Source organism: Collinsella sp. AF08-23 (assembly GCF_003479805.1).
Lineage (GTDB): Bacteria > Actinomycetota > Coriobacteriia > Coriobacteriales > Coriobacteriaceae > Collinsella.
This window is the reverse complement of sequence record NZ_QUHV01000010.1, coordinates 1-24,745: the sequence shown is the minus strand read 5'-3', so window position 1 is coordinate 24,745 and position 24,745 is coordinate 1. Positions and strand designations below refer to the sequence as shown.

Annotated in this window: 21 protein-coding genes; 10 read left to right on the top strand and 11 right to left on the bottom strand. The window is 58.1% G+C overall.

Annotation, left to right across the window (positions count from 1 at the left end):
• Window positions 1-43: 43 nt before the first annotated feature.
• Together DWV48_RS06660 and DWV48_RS06655 are read left to right on the top strand one after the other, a co-directional pair.
• Window positions 44-1,093 carry a YafY family protein gene (locus DWV48_RS06660; protein ID WP_118654039.1) on the top strand — a complete coding sequence of 350 codons (1,050 nt, stop codon included), beginning with the start codon at window positions 44-46 and terminating at the stop codon, window positions 1,091-1,093.
• On the top strand, window positions 1,080-2,000 hold the full coding sequence (locus DWV48_RS06655) for a YafY family protein (protein ID WP_118654038.1): 921 nt from the start codon (window positions 1,080-1,082) through the stop codon (window positions 1,998-2,000). The genes DWV48_RS06660 and DWV48_RS06655 overlap by 14 nt, the downstream gene beginning before the upstream one ends.
• Before the next feature lie 21 nt (window positions 2,001-2,021).
• Here the strand turns inward: DWV48_RS06655 and DWV48_RS06650 are convergent, their stop codons facing one another.
• Window positions 2,022-4,949, bottom strand: a complete 2,928-nt coding sequence (locus tag DWV48_RS06650; protein WP_118654037.1) for a helicase C-terminal domain-containing protein — start codon at window positions 4,947-4,949, stop codon at window positions 2,022-2,024.
• Window positions 4,946-5,905, bottom strand: a complete 960-nt coding sequence (locus DWV48_RS06645; RefSeq protein ID WP_118654036.1) for a D-alanine--D-alanine ligase — start codon at window positions 5,903-5,905, stop codon at window positions 4,946-4,948. Before DWV48_RS06645 ends, DWV48_RS06650 begins: the two co-directional genes overlap by 4 nt.
• Window positions 5,906-6,075: 170 nt before the next feature.
• Here DWV48_RS06645 and rlmN point away from each other — a divergent pair, with 170 nt between their 5' ends.
• Complete coding sequence (gene rlmN / locus DWV48_RS06640; RefSeq protein ID WP_118654035.1) at window positions 6,076-7,122, top strand: 23S rRNA (adenine(2503)-C(2))-methyltransferase RlmN; 1,047 nt, start codon at window positions 6,076-6,078, stop codon at window positions 7,120-7,122.
• Window positions 7,123-7,433: 311 nt separating this feature from the next.
• On the opposite strand, the gene DWV48_RS09110 is transcribed toward rlmN, so the two are convergent.
• The 9 genes from DWV48_RS09110 to rpmH form a co-directional block, all read right to left on the bottom strand.
• Entirely contained in the window at window positions 7,434-7,685 is a 252-nt protein-coding gene (locus tag DWV48_RS09110; protein WP_147352852.1) for a hypothetical protein, read from the bottom strand.
• Between the two features lie 8 nt (window positions 7,686-7,693).
• Entirely contained in the window at window positions 7,694-8,512 is an 819-nt protein-coding gene (locus DWV48_RS06635; RefSeq protein WP_118654034.1) for a ParB/RepB/Spo0J family partition protein, read from the bottom strand.
• Between the two features lie 43 nt (window positions 8,513-8,555).
• Window positions 8,556-9,356 carry a ParA family protein gene (locus tag DWV48_RS06630; RefSeq protein WP_118654033.1) on the bottom strand — a complete coding sequence of 267 codons (801 nt, stop codon included), beginning with the start codon at window positions 9,354-9,356 and terminating at the stop codon, window positions 8,556-8,558.
• A 666-nt stretch (window positions 9,357-10,022) separates the two neighbouring features.
• Window positions 10,023-10,796, bottom strand: a complete 774-nt coding sequence (gene rsmG / locus DWV48_RS06625) for a 16S rRNA (guanine(527)-N(7))-methyltransferase RsmG (protein WP_118654032.1) — start codon at window positions 10,794-10,796, stop codon at window positions 10,023-10,025.
• Window positions 10,797-10,898: 102 nt separating this feature from the next.
• Window positions 10,899-11,480, bottom strand: a complete 582-nt coding sequence (locus DWV48_RS06620; protein ID WP_199588913.1) for a R3H domain-containing nucleic acid-binding protein — start codon at window positions 11,478-11,480, stop codon at window positions 10,899-10,901.
• Window positions 11,481-11,540: 60 nt separating this feature from the next.
• Window positions 11,541-12,320, bottom strand: coding sequence for a YidC/Oxa1 family membrane protein insertase (locus tag DWV48_RS06615; protein ID WP_118654030.1), 780 nt, complete (start codon window positions 12,318-12,320; stop codon window positions 11,541-11,543).
• Between the two features lie 30 nt (window positions 12,321-12,350).
• Window positions 12,351-12,563 carry a membrane protein insertion efficiency factor YidD gene (gene yidD, locus DWV48_RS06610; RefSeq protein WP_233546205.1) on the bottom strand — a complete coding sequence of 71 codons (213 nt, stop codon included), beginning with the start codon at window positions 12,561-12,563 and terminating at the stop codon, window positions 12,351-12,353.
• A 20-nt stretch (window positions 12,564-12,583) separates the two neighbouring features.
• A complete protein-coding gene (gene rnpA, locus DWV48_RS06605) occupies window positions 12,584-12,919 on the bottom strand; it encodes a ribonuclease P protein component (RefSeq protein WP_118654028.1) in 336 nt (111 codons plus the stop codon).
• A 6-nt stretch (window positions 12,920-12,925) separates the two neighbouring features.
• Window positions 12,926-13,069, bottom strand: coding sequence for a 50S ribosomal protein L34 (gene rpmH / locus DWV48_RS06600; protein WP_039910401.1), 144 nt, complete (start codon window positions 13,067-13,069; stop codon window positions 12,926-12,928).
• 334 nt (window positions 13,070-13,403) lie between these two features.
• Between rpmH and DWV48_RS06595 the strand changes: the two genes are divergently transcribed.
• The 7 genes from DWV48_RS06595 (at window position 13,404) to gyrA (ending at window position 24,637) form a co-directional block, all read left to right on the top strand.
• Window positions 13,404-14,735 carry a HAMP domain-containing sensor histidine kinase gene (locus DWV48_RS06595; protein ID WP_118654027.1) on the top strand — a complete coding sequence of 444 codons (1,332 nt, stop codon included), beginning with the start codon at window positions 13,404-13,406 and terminating at the stop codon, window positions 14,733-14,735.
• Window positions 14,736-14,788: 53 nt separating this feature from the next.
• Window positions 14,789-16,555 carry a DnaA ATPase domain-containing protein gene (locus tag DWV48_RS06590; protein WP_118654026.1) on the top strand — a complete coding sequence of 589 codons (1,767 nt, stop codon included), beginning with the start codon at window positions 14,789-14,791 and terminating at the stop codon, window positions 16,553-16,555.
• A gap of 232 nt (window positions 16,556-16,787) precedes the next feature.
• Window positions 16,788-17,891 (top strand): DNA polymerase III subunit beta, encoded by a 1,104-nt coding sequence (gene dnaN, locus DWV48_RS06585; RefSeq protein WP_118654025.1) that lies wholly within the window; start codon window positions 16,788-16,790, stop codon window positions 17,889-17,891.
• Window positions 17,892-18,055: 164 nt separating this feature from the next.
• The gene (locus DWV48_RS06580) at window positions 18,056-19,141 is read left to right on the top strand and encodes a DNA replication/repair protein RecF (protein WP_118654024.1); all 1,086 of its coding nucleotides are present in this window, start codon (window positions 18,056-18,058) and stop codon (window positions 19,139-19,141) included.
• Window positions 19,142-19,216: 75 nt separating this feature from the next.
• Window positions 19,217-19,588: a DciA family protein gene (locus DWV48_RS06575; protein ID WP_118654023.1), complete on the top strand. Its 372-nt coding sequence runs from the start codon at window positions 19,217-19,219 to the stop codon at window positions 19,586-19,588.
• A 237-nt stretch (window positions 19,589-19,825) separates the two neighbouring features.
• A complete protein-coding gene (gene gyrB / locus DWV48_RS06570) occupies window positions 19,826-21,850 on the top strand; it encodes a DNA topoisomerase (ATP-hydrolyzing) subunit B (RefSeq protein ID WP_118654022.1) in 2,025 nt (674 codons plus the stop codon).
• A gap of 21 nt (window positions 21,851-21,871) precedes the next feature.
• Complete coding sequence (gene gyrA, locus DWV48_RS06565) at window positions 21,872-24,637, top strand: DNA gyrase subunit A (RefSeq protein WP_118654075.1); 2,766 nt, start codon at window positions 21,872-21,874, stop codon at window positions 24,635-24,637.
• Window positions 24,638-24,745: the final 108 nt, after the last annotated feature.

The window sequence follows — 24,745 nt, the reverse complement described above, 5'->3', positions numbered from 1 at the left end:
CCAACGAGCAGGTGTTGACCAAGTGGGAAACGGGAGGGTGCGCATGCAGAACGGAACTTCGAATGCCGCACATGACGAGGTGAAACCGCGTGCGTGGACGAAGTCCGAAGACATCGCGCGGCGCATGCTCAACCTCACGTTCTCCCTCAGCGTGGCACAAGAACCCCTCACCACTGAGCACATCATCAACGACCCCGAGATCGGCTACACCAGTCCATCTCGCGAATCGCGCATCAAGGCGTTTGCCCGCGATCGCGAATCTTTGGCCTCTCTCGGCGTCCATATTCGAGAGGCGTCCGACTCCCACAACGCCAAAAACGAGCAGCGGAGCTGGGAGATAGACCGAACTTCCACGCATGCCGACACTGCCGCGCTCTCGCCGTACGATGCGGAGGAGGCAGTTGCGGCAATCGACCAGATATTTGCACTTCACGCCGATGATCCAGCGCGTTGGCCCCTCCAAATGGCCCGCACCAAACTGTGTGAAACCGCGGGCATCTCCCCGGAGGGCTCCAGCACGCAGCCGCTGAACATCAAGCGCGATCTCACCAACTTGTGGAACGCTTTTTCGCGCAGAAGGCCGGCGTCGTTTACCTATCGCGATGCACGCGGAAACGAGAACATCCACACCGTCGACCTCTACGGATCTTTTGAACGGGGGAGCTACGTATATCTTGTCGGACGCGACCATGGGGCAAACGGGCTGCGCACCTTTAGAACCGACCGCGTTGTCTCCGCGAAAAGCTCACCGGAATCGAGCAGGCCCTACGCGATTCCCTCCGAGTTCGACATCACCGGCTCTCAATTCCTCCCCTTTGACTTCTCCGCATGCAACCCCGTCTTGGCGGAATTCTCCTTTTCGCCCGGCGTGGGCGCTCACGAGATCGAACTCATCACCAAAGGCAGGGGAGAGACACGCGATGAGGAGGACGGGTCGACGCAATGGTCCGTCGACGTACGGGACGTTGATGCCGCAGCGCGATTTGCCCTCGAGCACGCTCATATCGGCCTTTCCGTTCGTGGACCCAAGGTGCTCGTCGACTGCGTGAACCTTATAAAACAAAAGGCGGTAATGGCGCATGAACAGCAATGATAAGCCCCTGGGTAGGGACGAGATGACGAATCTGTGCTTAATTCTTCTCACTTCCCTCACCGCATCGACAGGAGGCCATATACGCGTCACGGATTTTTGCCGCAAGTTCGGCATCAGTTCATCCCAGTTCGAGCGCGTTTTTGAACTGCTCCAGTCAATCGCCGACGAACGCACGGGTGCGCGCATCGCCATCGTGCGGGACGAAGATCGCGTCTCCCTCATGGGTAACGCCGGAGCAATAGAACCCGTTCGCCTCACCGCTCCCGAGGCACTTGCGCTCAACCAGGCGCTTGAACGCTGCAACCTCGACAACCGCGTGCGGGAACGAATCGCGGCGGCACTCGCCCCCATCACGCATGAGGCCACAGGCAAGCGCCTCCTCTCCGGCGATGCCCTCTTCGGCGGATTCTATCCCGCCGTCGCCGAGGCAATCGCCTATGGGGTGCGTCTGCGCATGAAGTATCGCGCCGCATCCGAAGATGCCCCGTGCGAACGAATCATCGACCCCGGGTACATCGAGGTCGCGGGTGATGCCGCATACCTCGTGGCGTGGAATGTCGTGAAGGGTGGGCAGCGCAGCTACCGGCTCGATCGCATCGATTCAGTCGAGTTGACCGAGGATTCCGTAATCGACCATCCCTTTGTCCGCCTCTCCGCCGCGGAAAGCCTGCAAAAGCATGGAAACACCGCCAAGATGCGGTGGAGCACCCAGGAGGCATTCGACGCGTCCACATGGGCGGGTATCGACCGCGATAGCGCGAAGCGCAACGACGATGGCACGGTCGAGGCGAACGTGAGTTATACCTCAACGCCATGGCTCTTCGACCAGGTGCTCGCTGCCGGTGGAGAGCTCATCATCGAGGCGCCGGATGAGCTCAGAGCTGCTCTCATCACCTACGCACGATAGACACGGGGCGCGGCGACCAAACTACCGGTGGCTGGCACGCCAAAGCTCAAGATAGCGACCTACCTGTGGGCTTTCGATACGCTGGTACGCGGCGGGCAGAGACGAGAGGAACTTCTTGCCATACCCCTTGGTCACCAAACGCGAATCCGCCAACACCAAAACGCCGGCGTCGGTCGACGTGCGAATCAGTCTGCCAGCGGCCTGTTTGACCTCCAACACCGCCTCGGGCAGCGAGTAGCGGGCCCATGCGCGATCCTCGCGCACACCGCGTTCGCACGAGAGCGGGTCCGTCGGGCTCGAGAACGGCAACTTGGGAATCACCACGCAGCGCAGGGTGTCACCGGCGGCGTCAAAACCCTCCCAAAACGCCTTGAGAGCAAACAGGGAACTCGTCTCGTCGGAGAGGAATCGATCGCGCAGGATCTTGGCGGACGTGTTCTTCTTCTGGCAATCGAGAGCGAGGCCCTCCTTTGACAGGCGGGGAGACACGCGGTCGAACAACTCCTCCATGTCACGCCTATTCGTAAAGAGAGTGAGCGTTGAGCCCCCCATTGCCATATGTACGTCTACCAGCAGGTTTTCCAAAGCATCGAGGTATGCCGCCCGATTACGCGGATCGGGGATATCGCCCGCAACCACCACTGCCATATTTCGCTCGAAATCGTAGCTCGAATCGAGGTGTAGAGTCTGGAAGGACTCGCGTCCCAAGCGATCCAACCCCACGGCATGGGTGAAGTGATCAAAACTGCCCGAAACTGTCATGGTCGCCGAGGCGAATATCGCCGTGTGCATCTCGGGCAGCCAATTTTCAGCAAGAGCCTCACCAATATCAAGGCGCTCGGCGCTTAGGCTCTCCCCACCCGCCTTGATGCGGCGGTTGACCTGGCACGAGTAGACATAACGGTCGTTGGTGCCTTCCACCACCAGCTTGAGTCCGTCGTTCAGCTCCTTGAGACGGCGTTGCCCATCTGCGACGTCTGCGACAAGCTCCGGCTTTTCCTCCGCCACAGTCTCAACGAGTGAGGCGAGGTTCTTTGATGCCTCATCGAGTGCGTCGATGGCCGTATTCGCGACCTCGGCGAACACACCCCATGCGGCACTTTCCCGCACCTCGCGGCCAATCCACATGTTGGCGGTATCGTATCCGCTATCCGAGCGGGCAGATCGCGCGAGATCGCGCACGGCATCGAAAAGATCGGCCATGGCCAGGGATGCACGTTGCGTGCTCGAGGTGGCCTTGGCGGTCAAACCCATGAACAACGTGGCGGCGTCAGAAGCTGCGAGGTCTCGGGTGATCCTCCCCAGCGAACCGGTGCGCGCACCGCCCAACCGCTCAAAAATCGATCGGCTCTCGTCCGCAGAGACCGTGACCGCCCACTGCCTGCGAGCCTCACCTTCGATCGAATGGGCCTCGTCAACCACCCAATGACGAATAGGCGGCAGGATCTTTCCGTCCGCCGCGACATTGCGGAAGAGCAGCGAATGGTTGGTTACCACCACATCCGCGCGGGCGGCGCGCCGGCGAGATCCGTGGACCATACATTTGTCGGGGTAAAAGGGGCACAGCCGCCGAGCGCATTCGCGAGAGGAGGTGGTGAGATCTGCCTTTTGCACACTCCTCCAGCGAATGCCCAACCCATCGAGATCGCCAGCGGGCGATTGGCAGGCGTAGGCGTAGATAACGGCGATGGCGGTGAGCGTGTCTGCCGGGTCGCGCGTGGTGTGGACCTCGCTGGCGCGCGCCAAGCGCTCAAGTTTTCGCAGGCATGGGTAGTGGTCATAGCCCTTGAGGGCACAATACGTCAGACCGCCCTCGATTTCACGGGCCAGACGGGGCAGCTCGTGATACATCAGCTGATCCGCCAGATTATTCGACTTCGTGGCGATGCCAACCGTGATGTTGTTGCGTTTTGCCGCCTGAGCGAAGGGCACGAGATAGGCGATTGACTTGCCCACACCGGTACCAGCTTCGATCACGCGATGCGAAGAAGTCGCCAGGGCATCGCGCACCTCGGCCGCCATCTGCATCTGCTCCACGCGCGGTTCGTAACCAGGGTACATGCGGTTGACGAGCCCGTCTGGCTCAAAGCACGCTTCGACCTCTTCGCGCGAGGGCAAATTAAGGCCTGGAAGCTCATCAGCATCGATACGCGCAGAGGATCCCGCCGCAGACGAAGAATCGGCGGCCAGAATATCATGTCTGGCACTTACCATCGAAAACACCGCATCGGGATGGCTGCCGGCCAAGAAGCTAAAGATCGGCCGGTAGCTCCACGGTACATCGGGGTGCATATCCGCCAAACGGCGCATGAGGCCGAGCGGCAGGTCATCAAGCCCGCAAAGCAGGATGCGCCAGACACCGCACAGCGCCTCGACATCGGCATTCGCACGATGAGACACGCTCGCACACCCAAACAGCTCGGCCATGGACGCGAGCTTATGTGAACTCAAACGCGGCAATGCAATGCGCGAGAGGGCGAGCGAATCAATCCAGATGTCCGACACTTCCGAGCCGCCACTCACGGCTTCTATGAACCCTCGGTCGAAGGCTGAGTTATGGGCAATCACCGGCGCGCCACCCACGAACTCCGTAAGAGCGGCGACCGCCCCTTCGGCGGAAGGGGCGTGAGCAACATCGACATTCGTGATACTCGTAAGCTCCGTAATCTCGGCTGGTATAAGCCCTGAGGGCTTGACGAACGTATCAAAGCGATCGACGATCTCGCGACCGCGCAAACGGGCGGCGGCGATCTCAATCAGCTCGTTCTCACGATGGGATAGCCCCGTGGTCTCGGTATCGAGCACCACCACGTCATCTTCTATCAGGCCAAACGAACGCGTCTCGGCACGAGCGGCGAGCGTTGCGTATGCGTCAATAACCTGCTGCGGAGTGCCCGGAAGCACCGCCGCAGCCATCGCGAGCGGTGATGCCGCGGCGGAGGCGCTCATCGACCGGCTCGCTCGAGGGCCAGATCGACCAGTTCGGCACACAGATCGCTAAACGCGATACCGGCGTGGCGTGCCTCATCAGGCACGAGAGACTCAGGCGTCATGCCGGGAATGTTGTTAGTCTCGAGGATGACGGGGCCTTCCTCCGTGACAATTACGTCTGTACGCGAGATACCGTACAGACCCAACGCCTCATGCGCGCGACAGGCGATATCCTGCACCTGTGCGTAGACATCCTCAGGCAGCTGGGCTGGAATCCGATGGATTTCGGCGGGGTCGGCGTACTTCACCTCGAGGTCGTAAAACTCCGACTGCTTGGGCATGAGGATCTCCACCACGGGCAGAGCGCGAAGGGTGTCGCCATCGCCAACGGCGGCAACTGAACACTCGGTACCAAAGACCCGACGCTCCACCATGACCTTCTCACCGTGCTCGAATGCGAACTCAATAGCAGCGGCAAGCTCCGAGGGGTCCTTCACCAGGGAAATACCGTAGCTCGAGCCGTTCACCACCGGCTTTACGAAGCTCTGAGGCCCCACAACCTCGATGATCTCCTCTATCGAAGGCATATCGGCGCGGCCGAACGTCACACTCGGCGCGACGGGCAGGCCGGCGCGGCGATAGAGCAGCTTGGAAAGGTCCTTGTCCATGGCGATGCCGCTCGCAAGGGGAGACGAAGCCGTATAAGGGATGCCCATGAATTCCAGCACGTGCTGGGTCATGCCATCCTCGCCACCGCGGCCATGGAGGGCGATAAACGCCACATCGAACGACCCCGTGGACATGGTGTTGAGAAACGACGGGTCGGCGGGATCAACCAGCTCCACCGCTCCATAACCCGCCTCCTCGAGCCCCTGTACGACATGAGCACCCGAAGCGAGGGAAATCTCGCGCTCATCCGAGATTCCTCCCGCAAGGACTGCAATCTTCATGTCCTGGCGCGTCTTGTCGCTCATGATGTCACCTTTCAGGCTCGAATCCCCCTCAAAGCCCGTTATGGCGAGGGAGCGGTGTCCATTTCACGCAATAGCTGCGCATCTGCATCGCAAATGCCCAACAATACCCTATTGTATAGGTATATATGCCCTTGAGACGCACGAGCATCTCACCACCCGAAAGGCGACAAATGGAACGCACCGATCGTGCACGCGATATACGTCTCCTCGATTTAGAGGAACTGCAGAATTTGGTCAAAGAACTCGGTCAACCTGCTTTTCGCGCCAAGCAATTGAACGAATGGATTCACGAGAAGAACGTATGTTCGTTTGATGAGATGACCAATCTCCCTGTGGCAATGCGTGAGAAGCTATCAGAGCGCTTTTCCTTCAATGTACCGGTTGAGCTTGCTAAACAGATCTCCAAGGATGGCTCTCGCAAGTACCTCCTGCAATTTGCCGATGGCGTCTCCGTCGAGACCGTTGGCATGCCTAATCGAAACAAGCTGGCCGTCTGCATTTCTTCTCAGGCGGGCTGCGCCATGGGATGCGCCTTTTGTGCGACCGGCCTTGCCGGCCTTTCCCGTTCTTTGACGGCTCAAGAAATGGTCGATCAGGTGCTCCATGTCTCCCGTGACTTCGGCGAGCGCGTTACGAGCGTTGTCTTCATGGGTCAAGGTGAGCCCTTCGCTAACTTCGACGCTACGATCGACGCGTTGCGAGCGCTCAACGATCCCGATGGACTCGCCATCGGAGCGCGCCATCTCACCGTCTCCACCTGTGGCGTTATCCCCGGCATTCGCAGATTCGCTGAGCTTCCCGAACAGTTTACGCTTGCGATTTCTCTGCACTCGGCCGTCCAGGGAACACGCAACCAGCTCATGCTCGGCGTGAAGAAGTACACGCTTCCCCGGCTCCACGAGGCCATCCAGCTCTATGTTGAGAAGACCGGCCGCCGCCCAACGTACGAGTTTGCCATGATCGACGGCATCAACGACACCAATCCCGAGATGCAGGCTTTGATCGACTTCTGCGCCGGGACGCTCTGCCACGTCAATCTCATTCAGCTCAACAACATTCCCGACAGTCCGTTCCGTCCTTCTCCCATCGAGAAGGTCGAAACGCTGCAGCGCCGCTTAACCATGCACGGCGTCGAGACGACTATTCGAAATTCTCGCGGCAGCGATATCGATGCCGCGTGCGGCCAGCTCAAGCAGCGCCGCTTCCGCGTTCAGTAGGGGACACTGCCAAGGAGACGTCGTCCAGGTAGTTACTCAAGGGTCCAGCCGGGAGAACTGTCCAAGAGCGCTTCCTATGGGGCGAACAGGAGGCACCACCCAGGGGAGACCATCAATCCACGGGTGAAGTGTTTCACATGAAACGAAGTAGGGGTCGCGAATTGTGTTCGCGACCCCTATGTTTATATCTCTCTCATCAACCCACATGAAGGAGGTGTTATTCAACGCCCGAGGCTAATGCTTAGCTTTGGGTGGATCAAAAGCATTGAGGTGTCTTCCCGAGTATTTCACACCTACTTATTGTTAGGTACCTAATAACCTATTGACTCCCACTGTCTTTCCACCCAGTCCTGATTGACTTGAGGATTCTTGGTCAACCGTGCTGTTCGCAGAGCAACTTCTTCCGACATCTCGTCTACCTTCTTTTTCGAAGTTGAGAAGATATCGGTCACACCATTTTTCATTCGTTCGATGGACTCGGGCCGCATCACAACAATGAATCCAACAACAGCTCCAAGTCCCACTGCCAACAAAGTTAAAGCAATCTCAGATGCCCTGCTCATCGTTTACCTCAATCATTATTTACATCGACCATAGATTCAAGGATGCGTTGCAGGTCATCCTCATCCTTGAACTCGATTTCAATCTTATTCTTACCCCGTGTCGCGCGCACCTTAACATTGGTATTGAAGATCTGCCGCAGCACACGCGCTGCCTTTTTATACGACTGCGGTGTGACCGGACGAGGTGCACGCGGCGAATCTCCGACTGAAAATAACGGAGCAAGGTTTTCAGTCGCACGAACTGACAAACCTTCAGCAATAACTTTTTCAGCAAGCTTAATCCTTGCATCCTCAAAGGGAACAGCAAGAATGGCGCGCGCATGACCAGCAGTCAGCTTACCCTCGTACATCATCTGCTGGACCGACTCTGGAAGGTCAAGGAGACGAAGTGAATTCGTTATCGCTGAACGAGACTTAGAGACAGCTTTCGAGAGAGCCTCCTGTGTCATTCCACTCGCCTTGATGAGCTGCTTGTAACCCTTTGCCTCTTCTATGGGGTTAAGATCGGATCTCTGAAGATTTTCGATCAACGCAAGTTCGAGCATCTTCTGATCGTCAACGTCCCTAACAATAACCGGAACTTTTTCGAGTCCCGCTATCTTCGAGGCCTGATACCGACGTTCACCGGCAATAATCTCATATTTAGAGCCATTCTTTCGCACGAGGAGCGGTTGCAGGACACCATTCTCGCGAATTGACTCACTCAACTCCTCGAGTTCAGATTCATTGAAATGAGTTCGTGGCTGATTGGGGTTTGGAACGATCTGCTCCAACGGCATCTCCGTCTCAGGGGCTGCAAATCCAGTCTCAGACTGAGCTTCCCCCATAAGAGAACCCAGACCACGTCCGAGCGCGGGCTTTTTCTTTGGACTAGGCACGACGAATCACCTCTTTAGCCAGATCCATATAGGCAATTGCGCCCTTGTTATGTGGCGCGTACTCAATCACAGGCATACCGTACGAAGGAGCCTCAGACACCTTTACAGAACGAGGAATGCAGGTTTTGAAGGCGGTATCTCCAAAATAGTTCTGTACTTCCTCAACGACCTGATTCGACAAAGAAGTTCGCGAGTCATACATGGTCATTAGCACACCATAGGTATCAAGGTCTTTATTAATGCGACCTTTAACCATACGCATCGACTCCAAGAGTTTCGTTACGCCTTCAAGTGCGTAATACTCGCATTGAATCGGAATGAGTACACTGTCTGCGGCAGCAAGTGCATTAATCGTTAACAAGCCAAGTGAGGGTGGACAATCTATGAGGATAAAATCGAATTCCTCTTTAACGGGATCCAGAAGATCTTTCAGACGTGTCTCTCTGGCCATAGCAGAAACGAGCTCAATTTCGGCACCGGCAAGTTGAATAGTTGCCGGAATGATGAATACCCGTTCACTAACCGTATCGTGAATGAGTTGTTCTGCGGGAACATCATGCAGGAGCGCATCGTAGATGCATTGCGAAAGTTCCTCTTTATCGACTCCGATTCCGCTCGTACTGTTACCTTGCGGATCAAAGTCGACAATCAGAACCTTACGTCCCTGCTTTCCTAATGCTGCTGCAAGATTTACCGTTGTTGTCGATTTTCCGACGCCACCTTTTTGATTGATTATTGCAATTGTGTGCAATGGCTTAGCACTTTTTGAGCGCTTAACGTCGCGAAATCCCACATTCCCTCCTGGATCTTCAATATGTATGCTGCATTACTCCCATAGGGATCAAGTTTCACGTGAAACATTGCGGACACAACAACGTCCTTTTGTCCCAACGATATAACTCATTAACAATCTTAATATGTTTCACGTGAAACAGCTAGTAAGAGATATCTTGTTTTTAAATTCACCTATGCCGTCAATTCAAGCTGCTTATGGCTTCACATTGGGATATCAATAATGAAATTTCCATTCCAATTGAGCGAACATTATTTGCGCACTGAATACCGATGCTTCGTGATTGTTTTGAACATAGTACTTATATGCTTAGTTGCCAGAGGATTAGATCTCTTAAGAAACAAACAGCCATGAACTAGCTAGAAATTTAACAATCATCTGCATTACATCAAGCCAGATGAATCACAGTTTCACGTGAAACAAGATCGGGAGACTGAGGGTAAACGCGATTGTGTTACCCTTCAATACCTGTTTCTTCTTTTAATAGCATTCTCGACATGAATGGATGATCTATTTAGATTGGTTCAGTTGGAAAACACAATAACCAACACTTCGAACATAACTCAAAACTAGAAACGCATAACGTAAAAGACAAGACGAATAAAGAAATAACCACCCCCAAACATGAGGTGGTTACGATAAAACAGACATGAATTGGAAAAGAGACTAAGAAACCAAGGGCTGTTTCTTAGCAAGACCAACAGGTCGAGGGAGATGAATCTTTGGATTCGAGACTTTCTGGTAAAGAAACACTGTGCGATGACCCAACCCACGAGGCAACTCGAACTCATCGGAACCAATGAGTTCCAATCCACATATCGAAGCTGTTTGATCTGCAATATGACATTCATCTTTGGAGGGGTTTGCCTTTGCAACAATCAAATAGCCATCTTCTTCAAGAAATGGAGTGGCATATTCAACAATGAGATTCATCTGTCCAACTGCGCGCGCAAGGACGATATCGAAAGCGTGGTGATGCGCGGTAGCATATGATTCGCAGCGATCGTGAACAGCCTCGACACCTTCTAATCCAAGTTCCTCTATAAATGCCTGAACGGCTTGAACCTTCTTGCCAACCGAGTCGAGTAACACACCATCACAGCCGGTGTAAACACAGAACGGAATACCAGGGAAGCCGGCGCCGGTACCAATATCCAAGAATCTTTCCGGTTCAATGGGCAGATCCCTGGTAAGGGCAAGGGAATCGACGATATGCAGAATCAAGGCATCGTGAATATCTTGAATCCTTGTGAGATTCATATACTCATTGACCTGATTGACCATGAGTAGATGCTTGATACACATTTCCGCTTCGTCCCTACTGACCTCAATATCAAGCTCTAAACAGTAGGAGATAAGCTCATTTACGAGGTTTGAAATTTGCTCCTCGGATTCACCGAGTGCATGTAGTTGAATCCTGCGAGACGTCTCTTGCGACATAGACACCATCCAATCAAAATGACTGAGGTTAGTGTATCAAGAAGTTCAGTCATAAGAAAAGGGCACCCGAAGGTGCCCTTTCGCAAGCAAATACCTTGAAGCTTATCGAAGCGTAATGACCACGCGACGCTCAGGTTCCACACCTTCGGAGTGAGTATCAATGCGATCGTCTTCACGAAGAGCGATGTGAACAAGACGGCGTTCATATGCCGACATAGGAGGAAGGTTAACCGAACGACCCTGAGAAACAGCACGAGAAACAGCGTTCTTTGCCATGCTCACAACCTTGTCGTGGCGTCGACTCTTGTAACCCTCAACGTCAATAGACACCGGATAACGGAATCCAAGCTTACGACTCACAAGCAGGGAGACAAGCGTCTGAAGAGATTCAAGCGTGCGACCATGGCGGCCAATCAGGACAGCTAAGTCGGGGGCAGTAATATCCAGAATGAGCTCACCCTCATCACCTTCGTACTCGTCAATGGAAGACCCTTCCGCATCGAAATGAGAAAGGATGGAGCGCACCACGGAAATGGCGACATCGGCAATGGTGTCGAGCTCTTCATCAGTTAAGGCGACGCCTTCTTTATAATGGACGGCAATCTCGGGATACTGGCCGACAATCTGCTCATCAGCAGACTCTACAGCCTCGTCGATAATCTCTTCAACAAGTTCGTCAGCCATGATCTTCTCCATAGTTTGGTACCTAAATAAGATTACAATCCGCTACGTGAGCTAGCGACATTAGCGGCTTTTATGGGGGCGCTTCCTGTGCTCGCGACGAACCACATCGACCTCGATGGGAGCGTTCACCATGCGCTCCTCCTCCTCGGCCTTGGCCTTCTCGATGACCTTCTGGGTGACGAAGATCTGCTGGATGACCTGCCATGCGGAGGAAACGTCATAGTACAACAGGACGCCGGCGGGAAGACCCCAGCCCATGAAGAGCATCATAACGGTCATGACGACCATCATCATCTTGGTGCTCTGCGCCTGGGCGCCCGTCTGGTTGCGCGTCATGTACAGCTGCGGGATGAACGTCAGCAGACCGAACAGGATCAGGGCGAGCAGGTACGGCAGAGCCTCGGCAAACCCACCAGCAAAGGCCTGGGAGGGAGACATGACGAGGTTGGGCAGGATGTTGAAAAAGGAGAAGCCCTGCTCAGCAGCACTGGGGAAGTAATGACCGAGGTCGCGCAGGAGGTTGAATAACGCGATCAGGATCGGCATCTGGATGAGCAGGGGCAGGCACCCGCCAAAGGGGTTGAACTTGTTCTCAGAGTAGAACTTCTGCATCTCCTCTGCCTGCCGCTGGGGATCGTCCGCGTAGCGCTCTTGAATCTCCATGAGCTTAGGCTGCAGCACCTGCATACGAGCGGTCGATTTGGTCGACTTGAGCATCATGGGCGTCAAAGCGAGGCGAATAATCACCACCAAGATGATGATGGAAAGACCCCAGTCGCCCGCAAAGCCCTGTATGAGCTGAAGCGCCTGGAAGAGAATCTGAACAATCCAGTCCCACATACCAATAATCCTTACAGTAGGAACCAATACTTACGGCACGGGGTCATACCCGCCGGCATGAAACGGATGACAGCGCAAAATACGCCGCACACCCAGCCAACAGCCTTTGACCACGCCATATTTCTCTATTGCCTCAACAGCATACTGAGAACAGGTGGGGATGTATATACACGCATCGGGTAAAAGGGGCGAAATATACCGCTGGTACCCGCGAATCGCGGCAAGGCAAAAGCGCTTGAACATCCCCGTACTCCACATCCTGCTCAGTTGTTGTGGACAACGTGAGCCCGACGCAAAAGAGCGAGCAGGGCCAGCCGCATCTCCTCAGGAGAAGCGGTACGAGTGCGGGACGTCGCGAAGAGGATAATCTCGTGGCCCTCGATGGGCAGCTCACAGGAACGCGCAGCTTCTCGCAGCACACGCTTGGAGCGGTTGCGGACCACGGCATTTCCCAACCTTTTGGCAGCAGCGAAGGCGACCCGAGCCGGATCGCCTTCGCTGACACAATCACATATAACCATGCGAATCAGAGGATGGTTGAGCCGCTTCCCCTGAGTAAACACCCGCTCAAAGTCCTGATGGGACTTGATGGTCTGCATGAGAGCTTAGTTGTCGCTCACCGTGAGACGCTTGCGGCCCTTAGCGCGACGACGGGCGAGAACGGCGCGACCGGCCTTGGTGGCCATACGGGCGCGGAAGCCGTGGGTCTTGGCGCGCTTGCGCTTGTTCGGCTGGTAAGTACGCTTCATGGTTAACATCCTCCTGGTGCGTTTCGACTACTCGAAAAATATACGCGTGAGCTAAGAGATTGTAGGGAATATGGTGCGGGAATGTCAATCTCGCAACCATGAAATACGCATACTTTTCGAAGGTGCGCGATCAAGGGCATTGGCGCCTCCCGTCACGAACCGTTTCTTTCATAACTTTTCATGCACTTATCAACAGGTTGTTAGCAGTATGTGGATAACTTTTCAGTTCTTTCCAACACTTTTCAACACAATGGGAAAACTTGTTGAAAAGTTTTGAAAGCTTCCAACGTGACCTGCTATCCTAGGTTCACGGCAAACGTAGAAAGAACGCACCATGTCAGAAGACTTCTACCCATTTGTGGATTCCGGCGATCCGGCTCCGGACAACACCCACCTCACGGGAGCAGCGCCAATACAGGAAGCCAACCGTAGCGGCGCCTCAACGGGGGCGACGGAGCGGTCGCAATCTGCATACACGACGCGAATCTCGGTGTACGACGACATGTTGTCCACACCGCGCGTCATCGTAGTCGAACAGGCGGATGTACGTACGTACCTGGAAGATGTGACCAACACCGTCCATCGCACCATGAAGGAACAGGGCGGTCACCTCTCGCTCATGATCATCCGCGAACTTGTGGAAAACTTCATACACGCGCAGTTCAGCGAGCCGGTCATTTCCATATTGGACAACGGCGACACGATTCGCTTTGCGGATCAGGGCCCCGGCATCGACGACAAGGAGCGCGCGTTTGAATTCGGCGTGACGAGTGCGGATCGATTTAAAAAGCGATACATCCGAGGAACCGGCGCGGGACTCCCCATGGTGCAGCAATATGTCGAGGCCGCCGGGGGCGCCATCTCGGTGGAAGATAACCTGGGCGCGGGGACGGTGGTCACGGTGAGCGTGAATCCCGTGCGTGTTGAGGAGATCGAGCGGGCCGTTTCACGTGGAGCAGCCGTGCGCAGTGGGCACCATGATGAGGTACCCATGCAGGCGGGCGCGCAGCCAAGTGGATTCGGGGCCGTGGGGGCGCAAACAAGTCCGAATCCGAACTGGGGAACGGGAATGCAGGCGGAAACCGATCCGCGGGCGATATCCATGGGGACGATGGCCCCGCCGTACCCACAAGGGTATCCATGGACGCCGGGGGCGGGTGTGGGTTACCCGGCATATGGCAATCCGTACGGCATGACACAGCCATACGGCGGTATCCCGCAAGGATACCCAATGCAGATGGGGCAACTGGGGCAGCAGTCGCATCAAGCGATGATGGGCGGGCAGATGATGGGAATGCCCAATCTCGGCGGCATGACCGGCGGCGCAGAGACGGCGCCCGCGTCGATGGCACCCGGGACAGCCATGCCCGGCGCGGCCATGCCCGTAGCAATGCCAACGCCGGGCATGCCGACGAATGCCATACCCGGCGAGCAGCAGCCCTCGCTCGCACCAAGACCATATGTGAGCGAGCGTGGGGCCCTTGCTCTGCGTTATATCGCACAAAACGGCAAGGGAGGCCCAACCGACCTCACGCGCACCTACGGAAATTCAGATGCAACGTGGTCGCGCGAGCTCGACACCCTCTCGGGGACGGGGCTCATATATAAACGTGGTCAGAAATACGTGCTCACCGAATTGGGTCAAGGATGGGCGCAGCAACAATAGCCCACGCACGACGGTTGGACCGCCCCTCGATGCAGAGATGAGGAATGGGGAAGATGGATAACGAAGCGCGCATACTCCTCGATGACGTCATCGAGTTTTGCCGGCGCGACGAGCGCGAGCCGCGCCTCATACATATGCTGGAACAGTGTCAGGCCGTCGCATTCGACGACGAGTCCCTCACCGTGCAGGTGCCAAGCCGGTTCGCCTATACCTACCTCGTTAAACAGCGCGAGTCTATCGAAGCGTACCTCGAGGAGATCTCCTTCATGCCCATGAGGCTCGAGGTCGTCGTCGACGGACGAGGTGCCGCGGGAGAATCGAGGGCCACCGCAGCAAGTGTGCGGGAGGCCCCACGCCGACAGGCGGATCCTCCCCTCGCGAGCATACTCGCAGATACCGAAAGCATACGCAGGGAGGATCCCCTCCCCTCCAACGAGAGCGGCGCGGCTCCCCAGGAGCGAGTACCGGCCGCAACCCATCCCCTCGACGCAGCGGCGTCGACTCCCACGGGCGGCGAGACCGGTCGATCGGGCATCAGCGTGGTGAACACCGTGTCCCCCGACACCTTCCGCCGCATGATGCAGGAGATGCGCGCGGGCGACCCAGGTGCAAAGAAGCCCTCCACGGGAGAAGCCGCCACGGGCGGAAACAACCCCACGATGGTGCGCGCGGCGGCGGGGGACGGCTCCCAGCCAGGCAGGGGCCCGGCGGGCGACATCAACGCCAAATACACGTTCGATAGCTTTGTCGCGGGCGACGAGAACCGTCATGCCTTCAACAGCGCCATGCGCTTCGCGGCCTTTGCCGAGGAGCCGGGGCAATGCCCCTCGCTGTTCATCTATGGCAACTCGGGTCTTGGAAAGACTCACCTGCTCTTCGCCGTGCGCAATTACCTTGCCAAGGAAAAACCCTATATCCGCGTCAAATACGCGAATTCCCAAGCATATCTCGACGACTACATGAACGAACTCGGTGGGCAAAGAGGTCCGGGCAGCCTCATCATGCGCGAGTATCGCGATGCGGACATCCTCATCATCGATGACGTGCAGAACATCGTGGGCAAGCAGGCGTCGGTCGAGTTCTTCTTCCAACTCGTCGACAGCTTCATCCGCGATGGCAAAAAGGTCGCGTTCGCATCGGACCGCGCGCCCAAGGACCTCGCCATGGACGAACGTCTCACCAGTCGTTTTAGCCGCGGCATGCTGTGCCTCGTCTCCGAGCCGGGATTTGAGATGAAGTACGTCATCCTCAAACGCTATTACGAGAACATCATCAACGGCTCGGGCAATCTCGACGGACTCAACGTCGACACGTCCCTGCTGTCAATGCTACCCGAACACGAGGGGCACCTCACTGACGAGCATCTGCGCCACATGGCGGAGATCTCGGGCAACAACATCCGCAACCTCGAAAGTTTCTGCGAACGCTGCGCGGGGCTCGCTGCCGAGCGCGAGGCGGCAGGGCTCGAACTCTCGGCGTCGGATATCGATGAGACGGCAAAGACCTACTTCAACACCGCGCGCAAGATCATCCACATCGATATGGTCCAGCGGGTGGTCGAGGAGTTCTACCACGTGAGCCACGAGGAGCTGATAGGTCCCCGACGTACCGCGACCATCGCCTTCGCGCGTCATGTCGCGGTCTATCTCGCCAACAACTTGTGCGAGATGACCACACCGGCCATCGGAGCCGAGTTCGGTGGTCGCGACCATTCAACCGTACTCAACTCGCTCAAGGTCGTGGAAAACAAGATGCGCGAGGACCGGCGGATCTACGAAGACGTCCAAAACCTCAAGAACACGATCATGCTCAAATCGTAGAAGACACCTGTGGAAAACCTGTTGGAAGGTGGGGGTAGAAGTTGGGGACAACGCGGCCGTCCATGTTGAGAAAAATATGGGTCGACTCACGATGGGCAAAACTCAACGGTTGTCTACAATGGATTGTTGAGAGAAATCAACAGGTGTAACTGGGCAAACAAGCGTAGTCCACACCATCCACCGGGTTATTACTGTTGTTACTTATATATATTTAAGAGAGGAATAAAAAGAGATGAAGTTCACGGTCAGCCAATCTGCGCTCTCTGATGCCATCGCCATCGTCATGAAGGGCATTGCCCCCTCATCGACCCTTCCCATCCTCTCCGGCGTGCTCGTGCGCGCAGCAGACGGCGTCCTCGAATTCCAGACGTCCAACTACACCATCTCGATCCGTCATCGCATCGCCGCGCGTGTGGACGAAGAGGGGCAGGTCGTCATTCCATGCAAGATGCTCTCGAACATCTGCAAGACCCTACCCGATGCGCCCGTATCCTTCGATGTGACCGAACACCAGGTGAGCATTACGTGCGAGCGCTCTACGTTCCGACTGAACACGCTCGACGCCGGCGATTTCCCCGAGTTCCCCACGTTCGCCCTTGAGCGCTCCGTCGAGCTCCCCGCGAACATCTTGAGTGAAATGGTCTCCCGCGTGTGGCGCGTCACCTCGACCGACAAGAATCGCCCCGTGCTCAACGGCGTCTACATGACGGTTGAAAACAACACGATTCGCCTGGTTGCCACCGACTCGTATCGCCTTGCCGTGTGCGACACGCAGGTGGAGACCTCTACGCTGGAGGGCAGCTTCGAGCTGAACGTCCCCGCTGACGCCTTCAACGACGCGCTGGCTATCACCGGCGGCCAGGGTTCGATCCTCATCGGCTCGACCGATACGCAGGTCGTCTTCGTGGCGGGCAACACCACCTACGTCGCCCGTCGTATCGAGGGCACGTACCCCAATTACAAGGCGCTCCTCCCCGCCGCCTGCGCCACAACGGTTAAGATCGACGTTGCCGCCCTTAGTTCGGCGCTCAAGCGCGTTTCGACTGTCGCCCAGGCGAACTCCGCGGTCAAGTTCGATATCTCCGCGGAGACGGGCACCATGGTGCTTTCCGCGATTTCCAACGACCAGGACGCCGCCACCGCCACCGTCGAGGTCGAGGCGGAGGGCGCATCGGGCGTCATCGCGTTCAACTACCACTACATCTTTGGTTGCCTGAACGTTCTATCGCACGAAAAGGAGATCACGCTCGAGCTGCAGAGCTATAACCAAGCAGGCGTGTTCAAGTCGTATGACAAGATCAACTACCTGTACCTCGTCATGCCGGTGCGTATTTAGCGCCGCCGCGGGTCGGTGGCCGAGCGCGTCGCGCCCGCCGGCTGCGCGTGCCCACCGCGCCCACCCGGCGTGCCATTGTGTTGACATGCTACGTCCCCAACTGCACCAACCGCACCACATTCCCGGTCCCTTCGCCATTCCGACCATCTGAGGTTTTTCGTTCTATGAGCATCACCGCGACGGAGCTCTCCGTTGTCAATTACCGCAGCTTCGATGAGTGCGTGTTGGCGCTCAGCCCGCATGTGACGGTACTGGTGGGCCGCAATGCCGTGGGAAAGACCAATCTCGTCGAGGGGCTGCAGCTACTCACTGCCGGTTCGTCGTTCCGCAAGCCGTCTCCATCCGAGCTGCTGCGCGAGGGCGCATCGACGGGCCGCGCTCGGCTCTCGCTTGCGGGTGACGGAAGAGCGCTCGAGATGGGGCTTGAACTCGCGGACGGTAAGCGCGCATTCACCCGTAACGGCAAGCGCACCACCGCCGCTGGGGTGCGCGGCGTTTTGCCGAGCGTACTGTTTTGCCCGGATGACCTTGACATGGTCAAACGCTCGGCCTCGGTTCGCCGCGCCGCTCTCGATTCCTTTGGTGTCCAGCTGAATGCTCAGTACGCCAAGCTGCTCTCGGCATATGAGCGCACGGTCGAGCAGCGAAACAGCCTGCTGCGCGATTGCCCCGCATCGGAGCTGCTTGAGGCCTGGGACGAATCCCTGGCGGCGACCGGGGCTCAGCTTCTCATGCATCGGCGCGCCTTGCTCGCGCGCATTCGAATGCATTTTGTTGACGTCTATCGCGTCATTGCCCCGCATGAGGAGCCAGATGTGGCCTACGAGTCCACGATAGGTGAGCTGGGGGAGGGGCGCGAGGAGGTATCCAGCCAGTTCCTAGGGGCACTCCGCGAGCGCCGCACGGATGAAGTGCGCCGGGGGCTCACGCTCGTGGGCCCGCACCGCGATGAGATATCCTTCACCATAGATGGGCGCTCGGCGCGCGACTTTGGGAGCCAAGGCCAGCAGCGCTCCATCGTGCTGGCATGGAAGATCGCCGAGGTGGAGGTGACGCGCGATATCTTGGGCCGCCCGCCCCTGTTGCTGCTGGATGACGTGATGAGCGAGCTGGATGCCACGCGCCGCGAGGCCATCATGGGATTCGTGGCACAGGAGGTCCAAACGGTCATTACCACGACGAACCTCGGGTATTTTTCGGATGAGGTGCTCGACGGCGCAAAGGTCGTACGCGTGGGGTCCATCGATTGATGAGTGGCCGCGTGCCAGGGGGCGTGTTTCCCCTTGGCGCGCGAGCTTGGTGCGGACCCGCAGAAGGAGGAGCGGATGGGTCGTGTGACCGAGAAAGGGCGCCTTAACGCCACAGCCGGATTAGGGGACTTTATCAATTCCGAACGCAGCCGTCTGTTTGACGGCGCGACCCCCGAGCGCCGGCAGCAGTTTCGGCAGGCGGAGCGTCGGCATGAGGTCTATCATGCCTGGAATCAGGTGTGCGCCAACTCCCGCGAGGGTAAGCACGTGACCGGCCTGCATTACGTGCCCGAACGGGACGAGCTCGTGGTGTACACGGACGGCGCCTCCTGGACGCAAGAGCTGAGCATGATGCGTGAGATTATCCGCGCGCGTATGGAGCGCTTGGGCGGCGCCGTGGGCAACATCGTGGTCAAGACGTCGCGCCCGGGGTTTGAGCGCGCATAGCGCATGGGGTCTCCGAGCGAGACTCTTTGGACTCTTAGGTTCAAGCCGACACATCGCCCTTGAGCGCACTTCTCTCATGAGGAGGCGGGAAGGACGCAGAAGAGCCCTCTATCGCCCTAAATGAGCCCTCATTGGCTTCTAGGGGTATTTGTGATGTGGTCGATATCGCGTTTTGCCATTGGTTCATGCGATAAACTGTAAAGGTTAGCCATACTTCACAGCATAGAGGGAGATTACGTGGCGGATCAGAACGAATACGGCGCGGGCGAGATTAAGATCCTCGAGGGCCTCGAGGCCGTCCGCAAGCGCCCAGGCATGTACATTGGTTCGACCTCGGTGAGCGGTTTGCACCATCTGGTGTGGGAAATCGTGGACAATTCGGTGGACGAGGCCATGGCCGGCTTCTGCACCACCATCGAGGTCACGGTGCATCCCGACAACTCCATCACCGTTGTGGACAACGGCCGCGGCATTCCTGTCGCCGAGCACCCGGTCAAAAAGATTCCGACGCTCGAGGTCGTCATGACGATCCTGCACGCCGGCGGCAAGTTCGACAACGCTGCCTACAAGGTCTCCGGCGGCCTGCACGGCGTCGGCGTCTCCGTCGTCAACGCGCTCTCCAAGAAGATGAACGTTCAGGTTCGTCGCGACGGCAAGATCTACGAGATGGAGTTCAGCCGCGGCAAGACCACCCAGAAGATGCGCGAGATCGGCACCTGCGGCACCACGGGCACCACCACCACCTTCTGGCCCGACGAGGAGATCTTCGAGACCACCGTCTACAACTACGACACCCTGCGTGATCGCCTGCAGGAGACGGCGTTCCTCAACAAGAACCTCAAGATCGTCCTTAAAGACGAACGCGCGTCGACCCCCCAGGTGGACGAGTTCTGCTACGCCGGCGGCATTATCGACTTCGTCAAGTACCTGAACGACGGCAAAACCGTGCCTGACGGTCTCAAGAACCCCATCTACCTTTCCGGCGCATCCGAGCCCGACGCCCCGGTGGAGAAGACCGGTGAGGTCGAGATCGCGATGCAGTGGAACACCTCGTACTCCGAGACCGTCATGAGCTTCGCGAATGACATCAACACGCCCGAGGGCGGCATGCATATGGAGGGCTTCCGCACCGCCCTCACCAGCGTGATCAACGATTATGCACGTAAGAACAACATCCTCAGGGAGAAGGATGCCAACCTTACCGGCGACGATGTTCGCGAGGGTCTTACCGCTGTGGTCTCCGTCAAACTGGCCGACCCCCAGTTCGAGGGCCAGACCAAGGCGAAACTCGGCAGCTCCTTCATGCGCACCCTCGTTCGCAAGATCGTGGCCGAGCAGTTCACCGATTACATGGAAGAACACCCCAAGCAGGCGCGCGAGATTATCAAGAAGGCGCAGCAGGCGAGCAAGGCCCGCAACGCCGCCCGCAAGGCCCGCGAGGCCACGCGCCGCAAATCCCTGCTCGAGACCGCGAGCCTGCCCGGCAAGCTCGCCGACTGCTCGGTGCGTGACGCTGAGTTGACCGAGCTCTTCATCGTCGAGGGCGACTCGGCGGGCGGCTCAGCCAAGGACGGCCGCCGCCGAGACATCCAAGCGATCCTGCCCCTGCGCGGCAAGATTCTGAACGTCGAGCGCGTGGGTGACCACCGCGCGTTCTCGAGTGATACCATCCAGTCCCTCATCACCGCCATTGGTTGTGGCGTGACCACCGGCAACGGCGATGGCGGGGACTTCGACATCACCAAGGCGCGCTACCACAAGATCATCATCATGACCGACGCCGACGTCGACGGCGCGCACATCCGCATCCTGCTGCTCACGTTCTTCTACAAATACATGCGCCCGCTCATCGATGCCGGCTACGTGTACGTCGCCTGCCCGCCGATCTTCGGCATCAAGGTCCGCAACAAAATCCACTACGTGTACCCCAACGGACGCCAGGCTGAGGACGAGATTCTGCGCGAGTCCATCGCCGCGCTCGGCCTCAACCCCGACGAGGGCGATGACGAGCAGGCAAACGGAAAGGTCACCAAAAAGCGCAAGGGCTACACCGTCCAGCGCTACAAGGGCCTCGGCGAGATGGACCCCAAGCAGCTGGCGAGCACCACGATGGACCCCAAGACCCGCATCCTGCAGCGCGTCACCATCGAGGACGCCGTGGTGGCCGACCGCGCCGTGCGCGAGCTCATGGGCTCTGAGGTCGGGTACCGCCGCGAATACATCGAAAAGCATGCTCATGATGCTCGATTCTTGGACGCTTAAGGAGGACACGTGGCTGACGATATGAACAACGACGAGCGCGAGTTCGAAGGCGCATCCGAGGGCATGCCCGAGGACCTCAAGCGCCTGCTCGCCCGCGCGAACGAGGACGAGGACGGCGGATACGACCCCGATGCCGACTCCGACGAGGAAGAGGGCGACGACGAGGAGCTCGAGGAGAGCTTTGGCGCCAACGACCGCGGCGAGGACGCCGGCACCGATGTTAACGGCGGCTCCCTGCAGATCAGCGAGTTCGGCCGCGAGATGAAGCAGTCCTTCATCGAGTACTCCATGTCGGTCATTACCGCCCGTGCTCTGCCCGATGTGCGCGATGGGCTCAAGCCGGTCCATCGCCGCATCCTGTACGCGATGAACGAGAGCGGCATCTTCCCCAACCGCCCACACAAGAAGTCCGCGTGGACGGTCGGCGAAGTTATCGGTAAGTACCACCCGCACGGCGACGTCGCGGTTTACGACACGATGGTTCGCCTTGCCCAGTGGTTCTCCATGCGCACGCCGCTCATCGACGGTCACGGCAATTTCGGCAACATCGACGGCGACGGCGCGGCGGCCATGCGTTATACCGAGTCCCGCCTGGCAAAGCCCGCCATGGAGCTCCTACGCGACTTGCAGAAGGATACGGTCGACTGGCAGCCCAACTACGATGAGTCCCTCGCTGAGCCCACCGCCCTGCCCGCGCGCTTCCCCAACTTGCTGGTCAACGGCAGTCAGGGCATCGCGGTCGGCATGGCGACCAACATCGCACCGCACAATTTGAACGAGGCCGTCGAGGCGACCTGCTACCTTATCGACCATCCCGACGCGACGGTCGACGAGCTCATGCAGATCATGCCCGGCCCCGACTTCCCCACCGGCGCCCTCATCATGGGTACCGACGGCATCCGTCAGTCCTACGAGACCGGACGCGGCTCCATCACGGTGCGCGCCAAGGCACATGTGGAGTCCACCAAGACCGGCCGCAGTCGCCTCGTTTTCACCGAGATTCCGTACATGGTGAACAAGGGCACCTTGCAGGAGAAGATCGCGAGCCTCGTCAACGAGAAGCGCATCGAGGGCATTTCCGATATGCGCGATGAGTCCACGCAAAAGGGCCTGCGCCTCGTCATCGAGCTCAAGAAGGGCGTCATCCCGCAGGTCGTGCTCAACAACCTGTACAAGTACACCTCCCTGCAGACGACCTTCGGCGCAAACAACCTTGCGCTCGTGAACGGCGTGCCCAAGTGCCTGTCGCTGCGTGAGATGCTCTCGCACTACATCGACCACCAGGTCGACGTCGTGACCCGCCGCACCCGGTTCGACCTCAAGAAGGCCCAGGCCCGCGCTCACATTCTCGAGGGCTACCTCATCGCGCTCGACCACATCGACGAGGTCATCTCCATCATCCGCTCCTCGCAGACGGACGCGGAGGCCTCCGCGCGCCTCATCGAGCGCTTCGGCTTCACGCCCGAGCAGACCACGGCCATCCTCGAGATGAAGCTCCGCCGTCTCACCGGCCTGGAACGCGACAAGATCGAGGAAGAGCTCGCCGGCCTGCGCCGCGCCATCGCCTACTACGAGGACCTGCTCGCGCACGAGGAGAAGATCCTCGGCGTGATCAAGGAAGAGATGCGCGAGATCGCCCGCAAGTTCGGCGACAAGCGCCGCACCCAGATCACCGGTGCCGAGAAGGACCTGAATGTCGAGGACCTCATCGCCGACGAGGACATGGTCGTCACCATCACCCACACCGGTTACGTCAAGCGCATCCCGGTGGCCGCGTATCGCGCGCAGAAACGCGGCGGCAAGGGCGTCTCGGGAGTGAGCCTCAAGGAAGACGACGTCATCGACGAGATGTTCATCGCCAGCACCCATGAGTACGTGCTGTTCTTCTCCACGCGTGGCAAGGTGTACCGCCTCAAGGTGCACGAGCTGCCCGAGGGCACGCGTCAGGCGCGCGGCACCGCTATCGTGAATCTACTGCCGTTTGAGGACGGCGAGAAGATCGCTTCTGTCATTTCTTGCCGCGAGTTCCCTGAGGACGAGTACCTCATGTTCGCCACGGCGGGTGGCATGGTAAAGAAGACGGCTATGGCGGCCTACGACCGTTCCCGCCGCGACGGCATTATCGCCATCAACATCAAGAGCGGTGACCGCCTGCTGGGCGTGCGCCGCGTGAAGCCTGGCGACAAGATCATCATGGCGACCACCGCCGGTAAGGCCATCATGTTCTGCGAGGACCAGGTGCGCGCCACTGGCCGCGACACGAGCGGCGTGCGCGGTATCAGCATGAAGGGCGACGCCGAGGTTCTGGGCATGGAGATCACCAGCGGCCAGGGCGAGCTTTTCGTGATCACCGAGCGCGGTTACGGCAAGCGCACCCCGGTTTCCGACTACCCGGAGCAAAACCGCGGCGGACAAGGCGTCTACACGATTCAGATGACCGAGCGCAAGGGCGCACTGGCGGCCATGAAGGTCGTGGGTCCGCAGCATGAGCTCTTTATCATTACCGAGGGCGCGACGGTCATTCGCGTCAAGACCGCCGAGATTTCCCAGACCGGTCGTGCCACACAGGGAGTGAAGATGATGAGCGTGGATGACGGCGACCGCGTGACGGCTGTGGCTCGCATGACGAGCGCCAAGAAGGAGGCCGAGGATTCCGACGAGACAGAGGGCGGGGATTCATCCGACTTGGTGGCCGAAGGCGAGACGGATGCCGAGGCTCCCGGCAGCGAGGTCCGCGTGGACATCGGATCCGGCAGCGAGCCACTTGAGGACACGATGGACGAGTAGTCCCGTTTGACACAGCGCACTTCACCAGAAAGGCCCCGTAAAGGGGCCTTTCTGGTGGGTGGCGTGCCCGCCCATTACAGTCTGAAATAGGCCATCGATAAATTTCGA